Source organism: Nonomuraea roseola (assembly GCF_039535395.1).
Taxonomy (GTDB): domain Bacteria; phylum Actinomycetota; class Actinomycetes; order Streptosporangiales; family Streptosporangiaceae; genus Nonomuraea; species Nonomuraea roseola.
This window is the reverse complement of the sequence record NZ_BAAAXC010000015.1, coordinates 5,335,299-5,353,972: the sequence shown is the minus strand read 5'-3', so window position 1 is coordinate 5,353,972 and position 18,674 is coordinate 5,335,299. Positions and strand designations below refer to the sequence as shown.

The 18,674-nt window shown below is 71.6% G+C and carries 16 protein-coding genes; 8 read left to right on the top strand and 8 right to left on the bottom strand.

All coding sequences use genetic code 11. The features are described from left to right. Positions 1-36: 36 nt before the first annotated feature. Positions 37-459: an STAS domain-containing protein gene (locus tag ABFX55_RS48725; protein ID WP_346130965.1), complete on the bottom strand. Its 423-nt coding sequence runs from the start codon at positions 457-459 to the stop codon at positions 37-39. A 160-nt stretch (positions 460-619) separates the two neighbouring features. Here ABFX55_RS48725 and ABFX55_RS48720 point away from each other — a divergent pair, with 160 nt between their 5' ends. After that, positions 620-784, top strand: a complete 165-nt coding sequence (locus ABFX55_RS48720; RefSeq protein WP_346130963.1) for a DUF6203 family protein — start codon at positions 620-622, stop codon at positions 782-784. A gap of 101 nt (positions 785-885) precedes the next feature. On the opposite strand, the gene ABFX55_RS48715 is transcribed toward ABFX55_RS48720, so the two are convergent. Next, positions 886-1,158, bottom strand: a complete 273-nt coding sequence (locus ABFX55_RS48715; RefSeq protein WP_183658313.1) for a GlsB/YeaQ/YmgE family stress response membrane protein — start codon at positions 1,156-1,158, stop codon at positions 886-888. A gap of 197 nt (positions 1,159-1,355) precedes the next feature. Here ABFX55_RS48715 and ABFX55_RS48710 point away from each other — a divergent pair, with 197 nt between their 5' ends. Beyond that, complete coding sequence (locus ABFX55_RS48710) at positions 1,356-1,553, top strand: CsbD family protein (protein WP_346130961.1); 198 nt, start codon at positions 1,356-1,358, stop codon at positions 1,551-1,553. A 58-nt stretch (positions 1,554-1,611) separates the two neighbouring features. On the opposite strand, the gene ABFX55_RS48705 is transcribed toward ABFX55_RS48710, so the two are convergent. Then, positions 1,612-2,634 carry a LacI family DNA-binding transcriptional regulator gene (locus ABFX55_RS48705; protein ID WP_346130960.1) on the bottom strand — a complete coding sequence of 341 codons (1,023 nt, stop codon included), beginning with the start codon at positions 2,632-2,634 and terminating at the stop codon, positions 1,612-1,614. A gap of 79 nt (positions 2,635-2,713) precedes the next feature. Here ABFX55_RS48705 and arfA point away from each other — a divergent pair, with 79 nt between their 5' ends. Genes arfA through ABFX55_RS48685 form a run of 4 tightly spaced genes read left to right on the top strand, consistent with a single transcriptional unit; the run spans position 2,714 to position 7,352 of the window. After that, the gene (arfA, locus tag ABFX55_RS48700; protein ID WP_346130959.1) at positions 2,714-4,258 is read left to right on the top strand and encodes an arabinosylfuranosidase ArfA; all 1,545 of its coding nucleotides are present in this window, start codon (positions 2,714-2,716) and stop codon (positions 4,256-4,258) included. A 3-nt stretch (positions 4,259-4,261) separates the two neighbouring features. Next, positions 4,262-5,593, top strand: coding sequence for an extracellular solute-binding protein (locus ABFX55_RS48695; RefSeq protein ID WP_346130958.1), 1,332 nt, complete (start codon positions 4,262-4,264; stop codon positions 5,591-5,593). Next, positions 5,590-6,519 carry a carbohydrate ABC transporter permease gene (locus ABFX55_RS48690; protein ID WP_346130956.1) on the top strand — a complete coding sequence of 310 codons (930 nt, stop codon included), beginning with the start codon at positions 5,590-5,592 and terminating at the stop codon, positions 6,517-6,519. Before ABFX55_RS48695 ends, ABFX55_RS48690 begins: the two co-directional genes overlap by 4 nt. Next, positions 6,516-7,352, top strand: coding sequence for a carbohydrate ABC transporter permease (locus ABFX55_RS48685; RefSeq protein WP_183658296.1), 837 nt, complete (start codon positions 6,516-6,518; stop codon positions 7,350-7,352). Before ABFX55_RS48690 ends, ABFX55_RS48685 begins: the two co-directional genes overlap by 4 nt. Here ABFX55_RS48685 and ABFX55_RS48680 read toward each other — a convergent pair. Further along, positions 7,335-7,946 carry a DUF3159 domain-containing protein gene (locus ABFX55_RS48680; RefSeq protein ID WP_346130954.1) on the bottom strand — a complete coding sequence of 204 codons (612 nt, stop codon included), beginning with the start codon at positions 7,944-7,946 and terminating at the stop codon, positions 7,335-7,337. The two genes, ABFX55_RS48685 and ABFX55_RS48680, sit on opposite strands and share 18 nt — an antisense overlap. Further along, positions 7,943-8,344, bottom strand: coding sequence for a PPOX class F420-dependent oxidoreductase (locus ABFX55_RS48675; protein ID WP_346130952.1), 402 nt, complete (start codon positions 8,342-8,344; stop codon positions 7,943-7,945). The genes ABFX55_RS48680 and ABFX55_RS48675 overlap by 4 nt, the downstream gene beginning before the upstream one ends. 133 nt (positions 8,345-8,477) lie before the next feature. On the opposite strand from ABFX55_RS48675, the gene ABFX55_RS48670 reads away from it, so the two are divergent. Together ABFX55_RS48670 and ABFX55_RS48665 are read left to right on the top strand one after the other, a co-directional pair. Continuing rightward, on the top strand, positions 8,478-9,101 hold the full coding sequence (locus ABFX55_RS48670; protein WP_346130951.1) for a TetR/AcrR family transcriptional regulator: 624 nt from the start codon (positions 8,478-8,480) through the stop codon (positions 9,099-9,101). Between the two features lie 79 nt (positions 9,102-9,180). Next, a complete protein-coding gene (locus ABFX55_RS48665; protein WP_346130949.1) occupies positions 9,181-10,218 on the top strand; it encodes an LLM class F420-dependent oxidoreductase in 1,038 nt (345 codons plus the stop codon). A gap of 40 nt (positions 10,219-10,258) precedes the next feature. Here ABFX55_RS48665 and ABFX55_RS48660 read toward each other — a convergent pair whose 3' ends face one another. Genes ABFX55_RS48660 through ABFX55_RS48650 form a run of 3 tightly spaced genes read right to left on the bottom strand, consistent with a single transcriptional unit; the run spans position 10,259 to position 18,535 of the window. Then, positions 10,259-11,524 (bottom strand): MFS transporter, encoded by a 1,266-nt coding sequence (locus ABFX55_RS48660; protein ID WP_346130947.1) that lies wholly within the window; start codon positions 11,522-11,524, stop codon positions 10,259-10,261. Continuing rightward, positions 11,505-15,398, bottom strand: coding sequence for an amino acid adenylation domain-containing protein (locus ABFX55_RS48655; RefSeq protein WP_346130946.1), 3,894 nt, complete (start codon positions 15,396-15,398; stop codon positions 11,505-11,507). Before ABFX55_RS48655 ends, ABFX55_RS48660 begins: the two co-directional genes overlap by 20 nt. Next, a complete protein-coding gene (locus ABFX55_RS48650) occupies positions 15,395-18,535 on the bottom strand; it encodes a non-ribosomal peptide synthetase (RefSeq protein ID WP_346131490.1) in 3,141 nt (1,046 codons plus the stop codon). Before ABFX55_RS48650 ends, ABFX55_RS48655 begins: the two co-directional genes overlap by 4 nt. Positions 18,536-18,674 lie beyond the last annotated feature (139 nt).

The following is an 18,674-nucleotide window of genomic DNA, read 5'->3' as shown; positions in this document are numbered from 1 at the left end:
AGGGCCGGAGAGCGGGGTGCCGACCGGGCCGTACCGTCAGGAACGATCCAAACCGGATGGCGGTGGCGGGCTGCCCGACCGCCCCGGCATGGCCATCTGGCCCCTGGAGCGCGATCGGTCGAGCAGATCTTCGCCCGCCTGCTCGACGCTGTCGCGCCGCTCGAAGCGCGTGATCAGACCGGTCCTGCGCAGCATCCGCTGGAGCTGACCGTCCACGCCGGTCAGGATGACCCTGCCGCGGTCGCGGTCGCGCAGCCTCCTGGCGATGCTCGCCAGCGCGGCCACCCCGTCGAAATCACAGAACGTCACCCCACTGAGGTCCAGGACCAACTGGGGACCGTCGCTCCACTCCCAGGCGGCATCGACGTGCGCGGTGAAAACCGGAGCGCTGACGCGGTCCAGCGCCCCCCTGGCGCTGACCGTGGTGTAGTAACCGTGATCGGAAATACTGACCTGCAAGGTGAAACTCTGTTCGGCATCCTCCACTTGTGATCACCCTCTTTCCACATTGACCCCTTCCCCGCTGCCGTCCTGATACGCGCGCGTGCCCCGGCCGGACGGCGCCCGCGGGCCCGCTCCCGCGCGCGTGCGGCGCTGCCCCCAGGGCAGAGGCATGGCCATGAGAAGGTTCTTCAAGTTCGTGATGGCGCGCTGGCTGGCGCGCACGCCGATCGGCCTGGCCGTGCTGGCGCTCGGCTGGTTCCTGGGCCGAAGGCGCAGGCGTCGTGTGCAGCAGGAGGGTCAGCGGAGCAGGCCTGTGCGCAGGCGCTCGCGCCGCAGGTGAGACGGCGGCTCACGCAAGGACAGGCCCCACCTGGGGTGTTCCCGGGTGGGGCCTGTGACCTTCGGATCTGAAGAGGAGCGATCAGGCGTCGAACGGGCCGGTCAGCGGACGCCGCGCCTGCCGTACAGGCTCACGGTGACGATGACGCCGACGGCGGCGACGGCCACCTGGAGGAGCAGTTCGATCCAGTCGATGCCACCGGTCGCCGCGACGCCGAAGGCGCCGGCGATGGCCGTGCCGATGAAGGCGGCCACGATGCCGACCACGATGGTCAGCCAGATCGGGATGTTCTGCCGTCCGGGAACGACCAGACGGCCCAGAGCGCCGATGATGGCGCCGATGATGATGGCGGTGATGATGCCCGTGACTGTCATGTTCAGCTCCCTGCTCAGGTGTCTGCGTTTGATGTGACCGACAACCGTGTGCCCGTAAGCCGACGGGAATCACATAACAAATAGATTCCGATGGAGAACTCTCGGTCACGCGGGCCCTCTACGCAGGCGGTTTACCCAGGCCATTCCAGGACAGAGGTGCCTCGTCCGGATGTCGTGAAGGCTGGAGGAGAGACATCGTGAGCACAGGCGACAAGTTCGGCAACAAGGCTCAGGAGATGGGTGGCAAGGTCAAGGAGGGGGTCGGCAAGGTCACCGACGACGAGCGGCTCGAGGCCGAAGGACAGGCCGACCAGAGCAAGAGCAAGGCCAAGCAGGCCGGCGAGAAGGTCAAGGACGCCGCGAAGAACGCCAAGGACGCCATCACCGGCAACTAGTAGCACTCCCGGCGCAGGGCGGACACCGATCTGCCGTCCTGCGCCTGCCACCCGAAGGTCACCCGGCCCCGCGCGAGAGGCCGCCTCCCATGGTGCTCTCCCTGACGATCAGGTCATAGCCGGCCATGAACTCCTGCGGCGGGCGGGCGGTGTGCCCGTCGATCCGCTGCTTGAGCAGGTCGACCGCGATGCGGGCGAGCTGGTTCTTGTCGGGGGCGATCGTGGTCAGGGTGGGAGTGCTGTAACGGCCGTCCTCGATGTCGTCCAGCCCCGCCAGTGCCACGTCCTCGGGCACGCGCAGCCCCGCCGCCAGCGCCGTGCGCATGGCGCCGAGCGCGAGCAGGTCGTTGAAGCAGAACACCGCGTCGGGCGGCTCGGGTGAGGCCAGAAGCCTAGCCATCGCCGCCGCGCCCTCGGCCCGCTGGTAGCGGTCGACCTTGACGACGGTCTCCGGCAGGCCGTGCGCGGCCAGCGCCTCGCGGTAGCCGGCCAGCCGCAGCGGCGCCGTACCGCTGGCGGTGTCGTCCTGGGCGCCCAGGGCGGCGATGCGCCGCCGGCCCAGCCCGATCAGGTGCTCGGTGACGTCGTGGGCGGCCCTGACGTTGTCGATCGCGACGTGGTCGGCTGGCCCGTCGTAGATGCGCTCGCCGAGCAGCACCAGCGCGGTGTCGTCGGTACGGGCGGCCAGTTCCTCGGCCCCCACCGCCACAGGGCTGAGGATCAGCCCGTCGACATGGTGGTCGCGCACGCCGTCGAGGATGCGCCGCTCCCTTTCCAGCGCCCCGCCGGTCTGCTCGATGATCACCAGCCACCGGTGCTCGGCGGCCGCGTCGATCACGCACCTGGAAAGCTCCGCGAAGTAGGGCGCGTCGAGCTCGGGCAGGGCGAGGGCGATCATCCCCGTGCGGCCCTGCCGCAGGTTGCGGGCCGACAGGTTGGGCCGGTAGTCGAGTTGGGAGAGCGCCCCCTCCACTTTCGCGCGGGTCGCGGGCGACACGTGCGCGTACCCGTTGACCACGTTGGAGACGGTCTTCACCGACACCCCCGCCAGGCGCGCGACGTCACGCAGGCTCGTTCCCACCCGTGTCCCCCTTCTGCTGTACGGCTCGCATCGTAATCCAGCCGCACCTGTTTACAACGTTGAAACAACGTTGTAGAAAATGCCCTACCACGAATCGTTCCCGCAACGGAGAGGCCGGCTCTTGACTTCGACCGCTCGTCTCACGCTGGATCCCGCCTTCCTGATCGGCCCGGTCGAGCCCCGGCTGTTCGGCTCGTTCGTCGAACACATGGGGCGCTGCGTGTACACGGGGATCTTCGAGCCAGGGCATCCGCTGGCCGACGCCGACGGCTTCCGCACCGACGTGCTGGAGCTCACCCGCGAGCTGGGCGTGACCCTGGTCCGCTATCCCGGGGGCAACTTCGTCTCGAACTACCGCTGGGAGGACGGCGTCGGCCCTGTCGAGGAGCGACCTGCCCGCCTCGACCTGGCCTGGCGCAGCCTGGAGGACAACAGTTTCGGGCTGAACGAGTTCCTGGCATGGGCCGCGCGGGCGGGGATCGAGCCCATGATGGCGCTCAACCTCGGCACCCGAGGCGTGGCCGAGGCGCTGGAACTGGTGGAGTACGCCAACTATCCGGGCGGCACCCGGCTGTCGGACCTGCGCCGCGCCCACGGCGTCGACAAGCCCCACGACATCCGCCTGTGGTGCCTCGGCAACGAGCTCGACGGCCCCTGGCAGATGGGCCACAAGACCGCCCGCGAGTACGGCAGGCTCGCCGCCGAGACCGCCAGGGCGCTGCGCCGCCTCGATCCGGGGGTGTCGCTGGTGGCCTGCGGCAGCTCCAACAGCGGTATGCCGACGTTCGGCCAGTGGGAGGCGGAGGTCCTGGAGTCGGCCTACGACCTGGTCGACTACATCTCGCTGCACGCCTACTACGACCCCGCCGACGGTGACGTCGACTCCTTCCTGGCCAGCGGCGCCGACATGGAGCACATGATCCGCTCGATCGCCGCCACCGCCGACCACGTGGGCGCGAAACTGCGCAGCCGCAGGAAGATCAAGCTCTCCTTCGACGAGTGGAACGTCTGGTACCAGAGCCGCTTCGGAGGTGAGGCGTCCCTGGAGTGGGCCGAGCACCCGCGGCTGATCGAGAACGTCTACGACGTGACCGACGCCGTCGTGGTCGGCAGCCTGCTCATCACGCTGCTCCGCAACGCCGACAGGGTGGGCGTCGCCTGCCAGGCCCAGCTGGCCAACGTGATCGCCCCGATCATGACGGAGCCCGGCGGCCCCGCCTGGCGGCAGAGCATCTTCCACCCGTTCGCGCTGACCGCCAGGCACGCCCGAGGGCAGGTGCTGCGCGTGGAGCCCGAGTGCGCCTCCGTCTCCACCGACAAGTACGGCGAGGCCCCCGCGATCTGGGCCACCGCCACGCTCGGCGACGCGGGCGAGATCACGCTGTTCGTGGTCAACCGCGACAGGCGGGGCCCGTGCGAGCTGCGCGTCGCCCTGCCGCAGGGGCTGCTGCCCGCGGAACACCTCGAGCTGGCCGACGACGACCTGTCGGCCGTCAACTCCGCCGCCGACCCCGGCAGGGTCGCCCCCCGCCCCGGCACCGGGCTGCGGATGGACGGCCGTGACGCCACCCTCACCCTTCCGCCCGTCTCATGGACCATGATCCGCTTCGCCCCCCAGGAGTAAGACATGACCACTCCCCTGTCCCGACGCTCGTTCCTCGGCCTGGCCGGCCTCACGGTCGCGGCGTCCGCGTGCGGCGGCGGCACCAAGCTCGGCTCCGGCTCCCCCGCTCCCGCGGCGCCCGCGCCGACGTTCTCCGGCGGCGAGTACAGCGGCCCGAAGGTGACACTGGACTACTGGAACGGCTTCACCGGCGGCGACGGCCCGCACATGCGCACGATGCTGGCGGCCTTCAACAAGGAGTTCGCCGGACGGATCGAGGTGCGCAACATCACCCGCCGCTGGGAGGACCTCTATCCGGCGATGCCCACCGCCATCGCCGCGGGCAAGGGGCCCGACGTCGCGGTCATCCACAACGACTGGATCGGCACGTTCGCCGCCAGGCAGGTGCTGATCGCGCTCGACGACGTGGTCGGCGCGCTGGAGCTGAGCGAGAGCGACTTCATCCCGGCCGTGTGGGGCGCGGGGGTCTACGGCGACAAGCGTTACGGCATCCCGCTGGACGTGCACAGTCTGGGCGACTACTGGAACGCCGGGCACCTGGACAAGATCGGGCTCAAGGAGGCCCCCTCCGACAGGAGCTCCTACGAGGCCGCGCTGGCCGAGCTGAAGAAGGCGGGGGTCGCCAACCCGTTCTGGATGCCCAGCAAGTGGCCGGCGCACCTGATGTTCGTGAGCCTGCTCTGGCAGCACGGCGGCGAGCTCTACAGCGAGGACGGCGCGAAGGCGCTGTGGGGCTCCGAGCAGGGGGCCGAGGCGCTGACGTGGATGGTCGAGCAGATCGACAGGGGGTACAGCCCCGCCAAGGTGGCGATCGACACCCAGTACGCCGCGTTCAAGAACGACAAGGTCAGCTTCACCTGGGACGGCATCTGGCAGATCAACGACCTCAAGACCAACGCGCCCAACCTGAAGTGGGGCCTGTCCCCCGTGCCCACCATCGGCGAGAGCGCGGCCGTGTGGAGCGCCTCGCACAACTTCGTGCTGACCTCCCAGGCGGGCAAGGACCCGAACAAGGTGCAGGCGGCCAAGTTCTTCGTCGACCACATGAGCCGCCAGTCCACCGAGTGGGCCAAGGCCGGCATGATCCCGGCCCGTAACTCCGCCCGCCAGGACGCCGCGATCGCCGACCTCCCGCAGATCAGACTGGCGGCCGACCTGGACGCCTTCCACTTCCTGCCCGCGCTGCCCGGCGTCGGCGACGTCCAGTCGAAGGCGCTGGAGCTGGCCGTGGCCAAGGCGGTGCTGAAGGAGGCCGGCCCGGCCGAGGCGCTGAAGGACGGTGTGGCGACCGCGGACAAGCTGCTGGCCGAGAACAAGCGGAAGTACACCAGGTGAGCCTGCTGACAAGGACCGAGGGGCCGGTACGGCGCGCCGTACCGGCGCCGTCCGTCGGCCGGATGCGCTGGTGGACGCCCTACGTGTTCCTCGCTCCTTACCTGGCGCTGTTCGCGGTCTTCATGGTGGTGCCGATCGGCTTCGGCTTCTGGACCAGCCTGCACGAGTGGGACATCAACCTGCCCGCCAAGCCCTTCGTGGGGCTGGGCAACTACGCGGACCTGTTCGATCCGGGCAGCGTGGACGGCTCGCGCTTCTGGACGGCGATGCGGGCCACCGGCATCTTCACGGTGGCCTCCGTGCCCATCCTCATCGTGCTGCCCCTGGCGGTCGCGCTGCTGATGAACGGCAGGTTCAGGGGGCGCAACGTCTACCGCGCGGTCTACTTCGCGCCGTACGTGCTGGGCGTGGCCGTCGTGGGGTTCGTCTGGAGGTACCTGCTCGACGGCAACATCGGCCTGGTCAACCACTATCTCGGCCTGGACGTGCAGTGGACCACGGACGTGCCGCCCGTATGGATCGCGCTGGTCGGCGTCACCGTCTGGTGGACCCTCGGGCTGAACGCGGTCATCTTCCTGGCCGGGCTCCAGGACATCCCCCGCGAACTGCACGAGGCCGCGATGGTCGACGGCGCGAGCGCCTGGCACCGCTTCACGGCTGTCACCCTGCCGGGGCTGCGGCCCGTCACGGTGTTCGTGGTCAACGCGACCATCCTGGCCTCGGCCAACATGTTCGGTCAGTCCTACCTGATCACAGCGGGCGCGCCCGCCGACCAGACCAAGACCGCGATCTACCTGATCGCCGAGACCGGCCTGCGCCAGTTCGACATGGGAACCGCCTCGGCGATGAGCTTCGTCCTGGCCGCGTTCCTCATGCTGGCCAGCGCCCTGGTGTTCGGCGCCTTCAGAGACAGGCGGACGCCATGAGAACCGACCTGCGGCGAGTACGGCGGGCCCTGCTCCACCTCGTGCTCGCGGTGATGGCCGCGCTCTACCTGAGCCCGTTGGTCTACATGCTGTCGACCTCGTTCAAGACCCGCGAGATGGCAGGGTCCACGACGCCTCAGTGGATCCCCGACCCTGCGACGACCGACGCCTACAGGGAGATCCTGGGCAGCGCGGACAGCCCGATCATGACCTGGTTCGCCAACAGCCTGATCGCCGCGACGGGGCACGCGGCGCTCGTGCTGGCCACCGCCGCCCCTGCCGCCTACGCGCTGGCCAGGCTGCGCTTCCGCTTCCGCAACACCATCTTCACCGTGATCGTGGCGACGCTGTTCGTGCCGCCGGTGGTGCTGCTGATCCCCAACTTCCTGATCGTCAACGAGCTGGCGTGGGTGGACAGCCTGCCCGCCGTCATCGTCCCCGCCGCGGCGGGCGCCTTCGGGGTGTTCTTCCTGCGGCAGTTCTTCCTCACCCTGCCGGGCGAGCTGGAGGAGGCGGCCGAGCTCGACGGATGCAACCGGTGGCAGATCTTCACCTCGATCGCGCTCCCGCTGGCCAGGCCCGCGCTGGTGACGCTGTTCCTGCTGTCCTTCCTCACCAACTGGAACGACTTCCTGTGGCCGATCTACGTGCTGCTGAGCCCCGAGGCCCTGACCCTTCCCGCGGGTTTGGGCAACTTCCAGGGCGCCAACAACATCCGCTACGACCTGCTCATGGCCGGAGCAGTGATCGCCAGCCTTCCGGTGATCGTGCTCTACCTGGTCGCCCAGCGCTGGGTCATCGAGGGCATCTCCCGCTCAGGTCTCAAGGGTTGATCCGCTCGTCCTGGCGGTGACGCGGCGACGCGTCACCGCCAGGCGGCGCTCCGAACGGCGGACCGCCCAGAAGGCCACTGCCAGCGCGAGCGCCCCCAGCGGATATCCCATGGCCACCTTGGCGACGGCCAGCCAGCCGGTCTGGTCCTCCGCGCAGAGCCACCGCTGGACCACGAACCTGGCGGCGAAGACGGCAGCCAGCGCGCCCGTGGCCAGGTCGTGGCCGATCACCGACGGCCGGTCCGCACGCCAGGTCAGCGGCGCGCGGTTCATCACGCTCCAGACCACTCCCACCAGCGGCCGGCGGACCACGATCGACAGCAGCAGGACGCAGCAGCAGGCCAGGCTCCACCAGATGCCGACGAGGAAGTATCCGCCGGCCCCGCCGGTGCGGTAGGCGATGAAGGAGGCGATGGCGACGCCGATGAAGGCGCCGATCGCGGGCCTGAGCGGCTGCCGCCGTACCGCGCGGGCCACGGTGAGGGCGAGGGCGGCGCCCAGGGCGCAGCAGATGCCCGCCGTCAGCCCCGCCGCCGCTTCCACCATCACGAACACGGCCACGGGAAGCGACGACAGGAGCAGGTCGCCCTTCACGGCGCGTCGGCCGCTTCGAGGGTGATCTCGATCCCGACGGCCCCGCCGCCCCGAGGCCGAGGTCGCCCGGCCAGTGTCACCAGCGCGAACAGGTGGAAGCGCGCGCCGTACTTCTCGCGCAGCGCCCGCCTGGCCACGCGCGGTTCGGAGGCGGGCAGGATGCGGGCGTGGCCGCGCCGCCACGGGCCGCGCGGCTCGCCGTCGAAGTCGCTGGGCGCGACCTCCACGCGGGGATCGCGGCGCAGGCGGAGCGCCTTCCAGGAGCGGCTGGGCGTGTAGCCGTACCAGTGGTCGCCGGCCTCGGCCAGCCAGACCGGCGTGGACACGGCCGAGCCGTCCCGCCTGAACGTGCGCAGGGCGAAGAAGCGGTCGCCCTGTGGATCGTCGCGACGTGACATGACGGCTCCTCCCTTGGGGCGGGAACGGACGGCGGTGGTCCTCGCCCTCGCCCGGCCCCGGCGCGGCGGGAACGTGGGGACACGTCTATTCTATAACACTGTTGTGTAACTCAGTTATGGTTCAATGTCAACCGTGAGTCCAAGGCCCGCAGACCCGGCCGTACGGGGGCGCCTCGTCGAGGCGGCGGCGCGGATCCTGGCGGGCGAGGGCCCGCACGCGCTGACCGCCAGGCGCCTCGCCGGAGAGGCGGGCACCTCGACGATGGCCGTCTACACCTACTTCGGCGGCATGGAGGAGGTGCGCGGGGCGGTCAGGAAAGAGGGCTTCGCCAGGCTCGCCGCCGACCTCGACGCCACGCCCACCTCGGACGACCCCGTGGCGGATCTCGTCGCGGCCGGCCGGGCCTACCTGTCCAACGGCCTGGCCAACCCCCACCTGTACCGGGCGATGTTCCTCGAGAAACCGATCGACGACGCCGCCGCGCCGGAGGGAGAGGCGGCCTTCCAGCGGCTGGTGGAGGCGGTGCGCCGGTGCATGGACGCGGGCAGGTTCGACCCGGTCGACCCGATGGGCCTGCTGGGCTGGTCGGTCCAGCTGTGGACGATGAGACACGGGCTGGTGAGTCTCGCCATCGCGGGCCTGCTGCCCCTTGAGCACGTTCCTCTGCACTTCGCCGACATGTCGACACGGCTGTTCGTCGGCTACGGCGACAGCAGGGAGGCGGCGCGGCGCTCGGTGGAGCAGGGCATGCGCTGATCCGGTGGCTCGTTGATCTGGTCTCCCGCGGGCTCCTCGACGATGATGTGATCACGGCATCTGGTGACAGGAGGCGGCTGTGCGTCTGGGATTGAGCATCGGCACTCTCGGCTCGGCGGCGGCCGACCCGAACGCCCAGCTCATGCTGGTGCAGGAGGCCGAGAGACTCGGCTACGACTCGGCATGGGCCTCCGAGGGCTACGGCGTGGATCCCGCCACGACCCTGGCCTGGCTGGCGGCGGGCACCGAGCGCATCGCGCTGGGCACCGGCGTGATCCAGATGTCCAGCCGTACGGCGGTCGCCACCGCGATGGCCGCGGCCACCGTCGACAGGGTCTCCGGCGGCAGGTTCCTGCTCGGCCTCGGCGCCTCCGGCCCGCAGGTGTCGGAGGGCTGGCACGGTCAGCGCTACGAGCGCCCGCTGGCCCACCTGCGCGACTACGTGGCCGTCGTGCGGACCGCGCTCGAGCAGCGGCCCGTCGAGCACGACGGCCCCAGCATCGTGCTGCCGTTACCCGACAGCAGGGGCAAGGCGCTGACGATGACCATCGGGCCCGTCAGGCAGCCGCTGCCCGTCCACCTGGCCGCGATGGGCCCGAAGGCGGTGGAGCTGGCGGGCGAGGTCGCCGACGGCTGGCTGCCCATCCACTTCCCTCCCGAGCACCTCGCCGACACGCTCGCGCACCTGCGCGCGGGGGCGGCACGCGCGGGCCGCGACGCGGCGCGGGTGGAGGTGTCGCCGATGGTCATGGCCATGGTCGACGACGACGCCGACTACGCCCGCGACATGGTCAGGCCGATGGTGGCGCTCTACCTCGGCGGCATGGGAACCAAGGGCGTCAACTTCTACAACAGGCTCGCGCACCGCCTCGGCTTCGGCTCGGCCGCCGCCAGGGTGCAGGACGCCTATCTTGAAGGCGACATGGGCGAGGCCGTGGAGGAGCTGCCCGACGACCTGATCGACGCGCTGACCCTGTGCGGCACGCCCGACCGGGTGAGGGAGCTGATGGGCGCCTACCGCAAGGCGGGCGCCACCAGGCTGATCGTCGGGCTCAACGCCCCGACGATGGACGATCGGATCGAGCAGCTCGGCTGGCTGGCCGAGCTCAACTCCTGACAGGGTTCGACTCCTGACAGGGTTCGACTCCTGACAGGGCTCAGGCGCTGACGGGCGCCTCGGGCAGCGTGCGCATCTTGGGGATCGGCGACAGCGCCAGGACGGCCATCGGCACCAGCGCGCCGATCAGCGCCGCGACCAGCACGACCGGCCGCATCCCCACCGCCTGACCGAGCAGCCCCGCCACCAGGGCGCCCAGGGGCGCGGGCACCAGCCCCATCGCCCAGATCGTCGCGATGACCCTGCCGGTCAGCTCCCTCGGCGTCGAGGTCTGCAGCACCGTGATGTTGTTGACCATGAACACCTGCGCGCACAGCCCGACCAGCAACTGCGCCACACCCAGCATCGTCAGCGCCAGCCACAGCGGCCCTCCGGCCAGCGGCACCAGGAGCAGCGCGCTGTTGCCCACCACGGTGGACCACAGCATGGTCGGCCCTGGGCCGATGCCCTTCATCAGCCTGACAGACAGCCACGCCCCGATGAGCGCCCCGATGCCGCCGACGGCCAGCACCCCTCCCACCCACGCCGCGGGCACGCCGACGCCGTCGACGACGTAGGGGAAGTAGAGCGTCTGCAGGATGCCGATGTCGAAGAAGGAGTAGACGGCGGTGGCGATGGCCAGCGGCCTGACCTGGGGCTGGGTCATCACCCAGCTGAATCCCTGCCGGATGGCGCCGAGCATGGAGCCGCCGCCGTCGGCCTGCGGCGCCTCCTCCTTCTTCTTGATCGACAGCAGGCACAGGGCGGAGGCGACGTAGCTGGCCACGTCGATGAGGATGACCAGCGGCGCCGAGCGGGCCGCGACCAGCACGCCCGCGAGGCTCGGCCCGATCGCCTTGGAGAGGGAGTCGCTGAGCTGCAGCTTGCTGTTGCCCTCGCCGAGGTGCTCGGGCGGCACCAGCACCGGCAGGTAGGAGCGGTAGGCGATCTCGAACAGCACGCCGAGGACGCCCATGACGAAGACCACGACGTACAGCCACCACAGCGTCAGCAGGTCCATCAGGAACAGCAGCGGCACGGTGGCGAGCATGAGCGCGCGCGCGGCGTCGCTCCAGATCAGCACGGGACGGCGGCGCATCCTGTCGACCCAGACGCCGACGACGAAGAACAGCACCATCGGCAGCCTGGCCAGCGCGCCGAGCACGCCCATCTCCGCGACGGAGGCGTTCAGCAGCAGGAAGGCCACGATGGGCATCGCCAGCACGGTCACCTGGGTGCCGATCAGCGAGAAGCTCTCCCCCGCCCACAGCTTCATGAAGTCGGGGTTGCGCCACAGGGTGGCGGGCTCAGCCGTCGGTGAGGCCATGGTCGATGCTGCTCCTCAGTTCGGCGGCCGCGTCGGCGACCAGGGGCTCGTACAGAACGGTGAAGCGGTCGCCGAGGATCGGCGAGACGCGCAGCCTGCCGATGATCACCGAGCTCCAGCCCATGTCGCCGGGAGCGGCGCCGTTCTCGGCCGGCGAGAACAGCAGCACGTCGCCGTCGTAGGGGTCGTGCCGGTAGTGGCCCACGGCGTGGGCGTTGGCGCGGAAGACCTTCACGAAGCGACGGGCCTGGTTCAGGTCCGCGGTGTCGGGCTGCAGCGTGTCGGCGCGGGCCGCGGCGTCGATGACGGTGAGGAGACGCTCCTCGGGGTCCATCCTGTGCAGGTCCTCCAGCTCGACCTGCACGGGCCCGCCGGCCAGGGCGTGCATGAGCAGGACCGCGTCGTCCTCCAGGGAGGCGCGCAGGACGGGCTCGTCGGCGTCGGAGTAGAAGAGCACGACCAGCGGCACCTGCTCGCCCATGGCCCGCAGCCGCCTGGCGCTCTCCAGGGCGATGTTGCCGCCGATGCAGAACCCGCCGAGCACGTAGGGGCCGTGGGGCCGGATCTTGAGCAGGTGCGCGACGTAGTCGTCGACCATCTCCTCCAGCGTGGCGTGCGGCTCCTCGCCCGAGGCGAGCCCCGCGGCCTGGATGGCGTAGACGGGCTGGTCGGCGCCCAGGTGCCGGGTGAGCGGCAGGTAGCGGAAGACCTGCCCGCCGAGGGCGTGGAACAGGAAGATCGGCGTACGGTCACCGGCGGGCCTCAGCGGCACGATCCGCTCGGGAGCGCCGTCGTTGTCCTGCGGACGGCGCAGCTCGGCGGCCAGCAGCGCGACGGTGGGCGCGGTGAGCACGCTCGACAGCGCCACGTCCCTGCCCAGCTCCTTGCGCAGCCGCATCGTCAGGCGGAGCGCCAGCAGGGAGTGGCCGCCGAGGGCGAAGAAGTCGTCGTGGACGCTGACGGCGCGCACCCCCAGCGTCTCCTCCCACAGCACGGCCAGGCGCGCCTCGAAGGGATCGCGCGGCGGAACGTACCGCTCCCTTTCCTGCTCCCCAGGGGCGGGCAGGGCGGCCCTGTCGAGCTTGCCGTTGGCCGTGACGGGCAGGCTCTCCAGCGCCACCCATGCGCCGGGCACCATGTGCTCGGGCAGCCGCCCGCGCAGCCGTACGGCGAGCGCGGCCCCGTCGATCTCCGAGTCGGGGTCGAGGACCACGTAGCCGACCAGCCGCTCCTGCCTCAGCGTCACCACCGCCGCGCGGACCTCCGGCTGCGCGGCGAGGACGGCCTCGATCTCGCCCAGCTCGACACGCTGGCCGCGGATCTTGACCTGGAAGTCGGATCTGCCGAGGTACTCCACCTCGCCGCCCGGCAGCCATCTGGCCACGTCGCCCGTGCGGTACAGGCGCGAGCCAGGCGGGCCGTAGGGGTCGGGCACGAACCGCTCGGCCGTCAGGGCGGGCCTGTTGACGTAGCCGCGGGCCAGCTGGACACCGCCCAGGCACAGCTCACCTGGCGTGCCGACCGGCACGCGCTCGCCGCGCGCGTCGAGGACCTCCATGCGGGTGTTGGCGATCGGCCCGCCGATGGGCACGGACGGCTCGCCCGGCGCGCAGGCGTGCCAGGAGACGTCCACCGCCGCCTCGGTCGGGCCGTACAGGTTGTGCAGCTCGGTCTGGGGGAGGCGCTCGAGGAAGCGTCCGGCCAGGTCGGCGCCGAGCGCCTCGCCCGAGCAGATCACCCGCCGCATCGTCTCGGGCAGCTGGGGCTCGTCCAGGAAGACTGCCAGCATCGAGGGGACGAAGTGCAGGGTGGTGATCCGCTGCGAGGTGATCAGCGAGGCCAGGTAGGCGCTGTCCTTGTGCCCGTCGGGCCGCGCCACGACCAGGCCCGCGCCGACCATCAGCGGCCAGAACAGCTCCCACACCGACACGTCGAAGCCGATGGGCGTCTTCTGGACGACCCTGTCGGCGTGGGTGAGCGGGAAGGTCTGCTGCATCCAGCGCAGGCGGTTGACGATCGCCCTGTGCGAGACCCCGACGCCCTTCGGCCGTCCTGTCGAGCCCGAGGTGAAGATGACGTAGGCGAGGGCGTCGGGATGGACCTCGGGCAGCGGGCCCGCGGGGTCGGCGGCGGGGCCGTCCACGCGCAGCGCGACGCCGTCGGGCAGCAGGGCCGCGGTGCCGGCGTCCGCGAGCACCGTCCGCGCGCCCGCCTCCTCGATCATGTAGGCGAGCCGGTCGGCGGGCAGCGAGGGCTCCAGCGGCAGGTAGGCCGCGCCCGCGCCGAGCACGCCCAGCAGCGCGGGCAGCAGGTCGGGGCCGCGGTCCATGCACACGCCGACCACGTCGCCCTGGACCGTCCCCGCCGCGACCAGCAGGTCGGAGACGGCGCGGGCGCGCGCCGCCAGCTGCCGGTAGGTGAGCCAGACGCCGTCGTAGCAGACGGCGGGCGCGGTGGGCGTGCGCAGCGCCTGCGCGGCGACGATCTCGTGCAGCGACGCGGCGTCGTACGGCAGGGCGGTGTCGTTCCACCGCTCGATCGAGGCCGCGTCCCGCTCCAGGTAAAGGCCGGAGGGCCGGGGATCGGCACCGGTGTCGACGGCCTGGCGCAGCGCGGTCAGGTAGTGGTCCCTGATCGCGGCGACCTGCTCGGCGTCGAACTGGTTCCTGTCGTAGGCGATCGCCAGCTCGAACCCCCCGTGCTCCCTCGCGCGGGTGAAGCTCGTCGCGAACGGCAGGTCGGTCTGCTCGAAGAACTCCTGGTCCACCACCTCGATGCCGGGCATCCCCCGGTAGACGTGGAAGTCGCGGAAGTCGAACAGCACGTCGAGCAGCGGCGCGCGGCCCGAGGCGCGCTGAATCTCGAACAGCGGGTAGCGCCGGTGCGGCATCAGCGCCACCTCGGCGTCGAACACCCTGCGCACCAGCGCCGCCCAGCTGGGCGCCGTGACGTCGATCCGCAGCGGCACGGTGTTCAGGAACAGCCCGAGCACCTCCTCGCCGGCCTCGCTCTCCGGACGGCCGTGGGTGACCAGCCCCGTCATCACCTCGGGCGCGCCGGTCACCAGCGCCAGCACGCGCAGGTGGACGGCCAGCAGCACGGTGCGCAGCGGCACCCGCAGGGACCTGGCCGCCTGCTCCAGCTCGGCCAGCAGCGCGGGGGGCACCGGCTCGCGCAGCACCTCGACGAGGCTCTCGCCCTCCACCCCGTGGCCACGCAGGCGCGGGATGCGGGTCTCCGGCGCGTCGGCCACCCGCTCGCGCCAGAACGCCTGCGACGCCTCCGAGGCGAGGGCCGCGCGCTCGGCCGCGACCAGCTCCCTGAAGCCGGCCGAGGGCGCCGTCACGGGGAGCGGGTCGTGGGAGAGGTGAGCGTGGTAGCGGCGGAACAGCTCGGTGATCAGCGCCGCCACACTCCACCCGTCGAGGATCGCGTGGTGGAAGCTGAGGCTGAAGGCGAAGTGCCCGTCGGCGAGCAGGTGCACATGGCACCTGGCCAGGGGCGGCGCCGACCAGTCGAACGGGCGTCGCTTCTCCCCCTCCGACCACTCCTTGACCCGCTCGCCCGCCTCGGGGTCGCAGGACAGATCGGTGACCTCCAGCGGGATGACCGCCGAGCGGTGCACCAGCTGCACAGGCTCGCTGAACCTGGTGAGATCCATCGAGGTGCGCAGCACCGGATGCCTGGCCGCCAGCTCGGCGAGCGCGGCCTCGAACGACTCCCTGTCGAAGTGTCCGCGCAGCGTGACGGTGGTCAGGTCGTGGTAGGTGAGCGCGCCGGGTTCGTAGGCGCTGTGATAGAGCATTCCAGCCTGCAACGTGGCCAGAGGGTAGGCGTCCTCCAGGCCGCTTGCCGCCCCCGTCGTGACCGTCATTCCGCCTCACCTTCCAGCATCAGCGCCAAGTCCTCGGGGTTGAGCAGCCCGAAGGCCGCGACCTGCGTCTCCGGCGGCGGCGCCGCCTCCGCCACGGTCAGGCGCGCGGCCAGCTCGCCGAGCGTCTGGTGGAGGAACAGCTGCTCCAGCCGTACGGCATAGCCCGCCGACCGCAGCCGGGCGACCACCTTCAGGCTGCGGATGGAGTCGCCGCCGACGGCGAAGAAGTTGTCATGTGCCGAGACCTGCTCGAGCCCGAGCACCTCACGCCATGCGGCGGCGACGGCGAGCTCGGCGGGCCCCTCGGGTTCGGCGTGCGCGGCCGCCGCCTGGCTCAGCGGGCGGGGCAGCGCCTTCCTGTCGAGCTTGCCGCTGCGGGTGAGGGGCAGCACGTCCATCAACACCCAGCTGGTGGGGATCATGTGGTCGGGCAGCAGGCGCGCCAGCCGCTCACGCCAGCCGTACGGGTCCGCTTCGCCCTCCGGCACCACGTGACCGCCCTCCGGCACCACGTGGCCGCCCTCAGGTGCTGCCTGGCCGGCCGCTTCCCGCACCACGTAGCCGACGAGGCGCAGGCCTGCGCCGTCCTCGACCGCGTGGGCCGCCGCCGCGCGCACGCCCGGCAGCCCCGCCATGGCCGCCTCGATCTCGCCCAGCTCCACCCGCATACCGCGGATCTTGACCTGGAAGTCGGACCTGCCGAGATACTCGATCTCGCCGTCGGGCCGCCACCTGGCCAGGTCGCCCGTGTCGTACAGGCGGGCGCCCTCCTGGCCGTAGGGGTCGGGGACGAACCGCTCGGCGGTCAGCCCCGGCCTGCCCGCGTAGCCTCGGGCGAGCTGGACACCGCCGATCCACAGGGTGCCAGGCACGCCGACAGGCACGCGGTTCAGCCGGTCGTCGAGGATCTCCAGGCGGGTGTTGGCGATGGGCCGCCCGATGGGAACCACGCGCTCGCCAGGCCCGCAGGCGTGCCAGGAGACGTCCACCGCCGCCTCGGTCGGGCCGTACAGGTTGTGCAGCTCGGCGGAGGACAGGCGGTCGTGGAAGCGGTCCGCCAGCTCGGCGGTCAGCGCCTCTCCCGAGCAGACGACCCTGCGCAGCGTCCCTGGCAGCCGCGGCTCCTCCAGGAAGGCGTCCAGCATGGACGGCACGAAGTGCGCGGTGGTGACACCCTCGGCCTCGATCAGACCCGCCAGGTAGGCGGGGTCCGCGTGCCCGCCGGGCCTGGCGACGGCCAGGCCCGCGCCGGTCATGAAGGGCCAGAACAGCTCCCACACCGACACGTCGAAGGAGAAGGGCGTCTTGTGCAGCACGCGGTCGGCCCCGGTCAGCCCGAAGGTGTCCTGCATCCAGAGCAGCCGGTTGACGATCGCGCGGTGGGAGACGCCGACGCCCTTCGGCCTGCCCGTCGAGCCCGAGGTGTAGATCACGTAGGCGAGGGCGTCGGCGGGGACGGTGACGCCCGGCGGGGCGGGGTCCTCGGTGCCGATGGCGTCGCCGTCGCGGTCGAGCAGCACGTGGACGACGTCGTCGGGCAGCGAGCCCGACGACCGGCCTGTCGAGATCACCAGCCGCGCGCCGGCGTCGGCCGTCATGAAGGCCAGCCGGTCGCGGGGATGGTCGGGCTCGAGCGGCAGGTAGGCCGCGCCCGCCGCGAGGACGGCGTGGACGGCGACCACCAGGTCGGTCCCGCGCTCCAGGCACACGCCGACCACCTGGTCGCACCCGGCCCCGAGCGCGCGCAACCTCCTGGCCAGCCGGTTCACCCTGGCGGCGAACTCCTCGTAGGTGATCCACCCGGCCCCGTCGAAGCTCAGCGCGGGCGCGTGCGGGGCGCGCGCGACCTGGGCGGCCACGAGCTCGTGCAGTGCGGCGCGGGGCTGCTCGGCGGCCGTGTGGTTGGCCCGCTCGATGATGGCCAGCTCGCCTGGGGTGAGCAGAGCGGCGTCGGCGACGGGGGCCGCCGGGTCGGCGACCGCGGCCGCCAGCAGCGCGCGGAAGTGGTCGGCCAGGCGCCGCATCCTGTCGTCGTCGAACAGGTCGGTGGCGTAGTCGAGGACGCACAGCAGCGATCCGTCCGCCCGCTCCTCGACGACGAACCCGAGGTCGAACATGGCAGTGCCGGGGCGGACGTCGCGGCGCTCCAGCGTCAGGCCGTGGCCGTCGCCCGGCAGGTCGGGGGTGTTCTGGTAGGCGAGCATGACCTGGAACAGGGGGTTGCGCGACAGGTCCCGCCTGACGTCCAGCTCGTCCACCAGCACCTCGAAGGGCAGTCCCGCGTGCTCGAAGGCGCCGAGGACCGTGTCGCGGGTGCGGCGCAGCAGCTCGGTGAAGCTCGGCTCGCCCGACAGGTCGCCGCGCAGGACGAGTGTGTTGAGGAACAGGCCGACCGTCCCGTCGAGGGAGGGGTGCGGCCTGACCGACATGGGCGTGCCGAGCGGGATGTCCTGCCGTCCCGTGTAGCGGGACAGCAGGGCCTGCAGCCCCGCCACGAGCGCCATGAACGGGGTGGCCCGCTGCTCGGCGGCCAGCGCGCGCAGGCCGTCGGCGAGGTCGCGGTCCAGCTCGAACAGCAGCCGCGCCCCCTCGTGGGTCCGCAGCGGCGGCCTCGGCCTGTCGGCGGGCAGGTCGAGCACGTCGGGCAGGTCGGCGAGCGCCTCGCGCCAGTAGGCGAGGTCGTCGCCCGCGGGCTGCTCGCGCCGCCACTCGACGTAGTCGGCGTAGCCGACCATGGGCTCGGGCGGGCGCTGCCCCGCGTACAGCTCCAGCAGCTCGTTGAGCAGGATGGCCACCGACCAGCGGTCGGCGAGGAGGTGGTGGAGGGTCAGCACCAGCCGGTGCTCGTCCTCCGCCACCCTGATGAGCAGGGCGCGGACCAGCGGTCCCGTGGTCAGGTCGAAGCGGAAGGCCGCCTCCGCGAGCTCGACCGCGTCCGCCTCCCGCTCGGTCAGCTCCGTGACGGTCAGCCTGGGCCGTGAGGGGCCGGGGTGCTGCCAGGGCTCGCCGTCCAGGACCGTGACGACGTGGCCGAGGACGGGGTGCCTGTCCACCAGGGCGTCGAAGGCCGCGGCCATGGCGGCGGGGTCGAGCGGCCCCCCCGATCCCGTACGCCCACGAGAGCGTGTAGGCGGGATTGCCGGGGTCGAGGCTGTCGATGATCCACAGGCGGCGCTGGGCGTCCGACAGGGGCGCGGGCGCCGACGGGTCGGGCCTGCGCGGGATGGACGGCGGCTCGAGCGGTTCGGCCTCGCCTGGCCCCAGCTCGAGCACGGC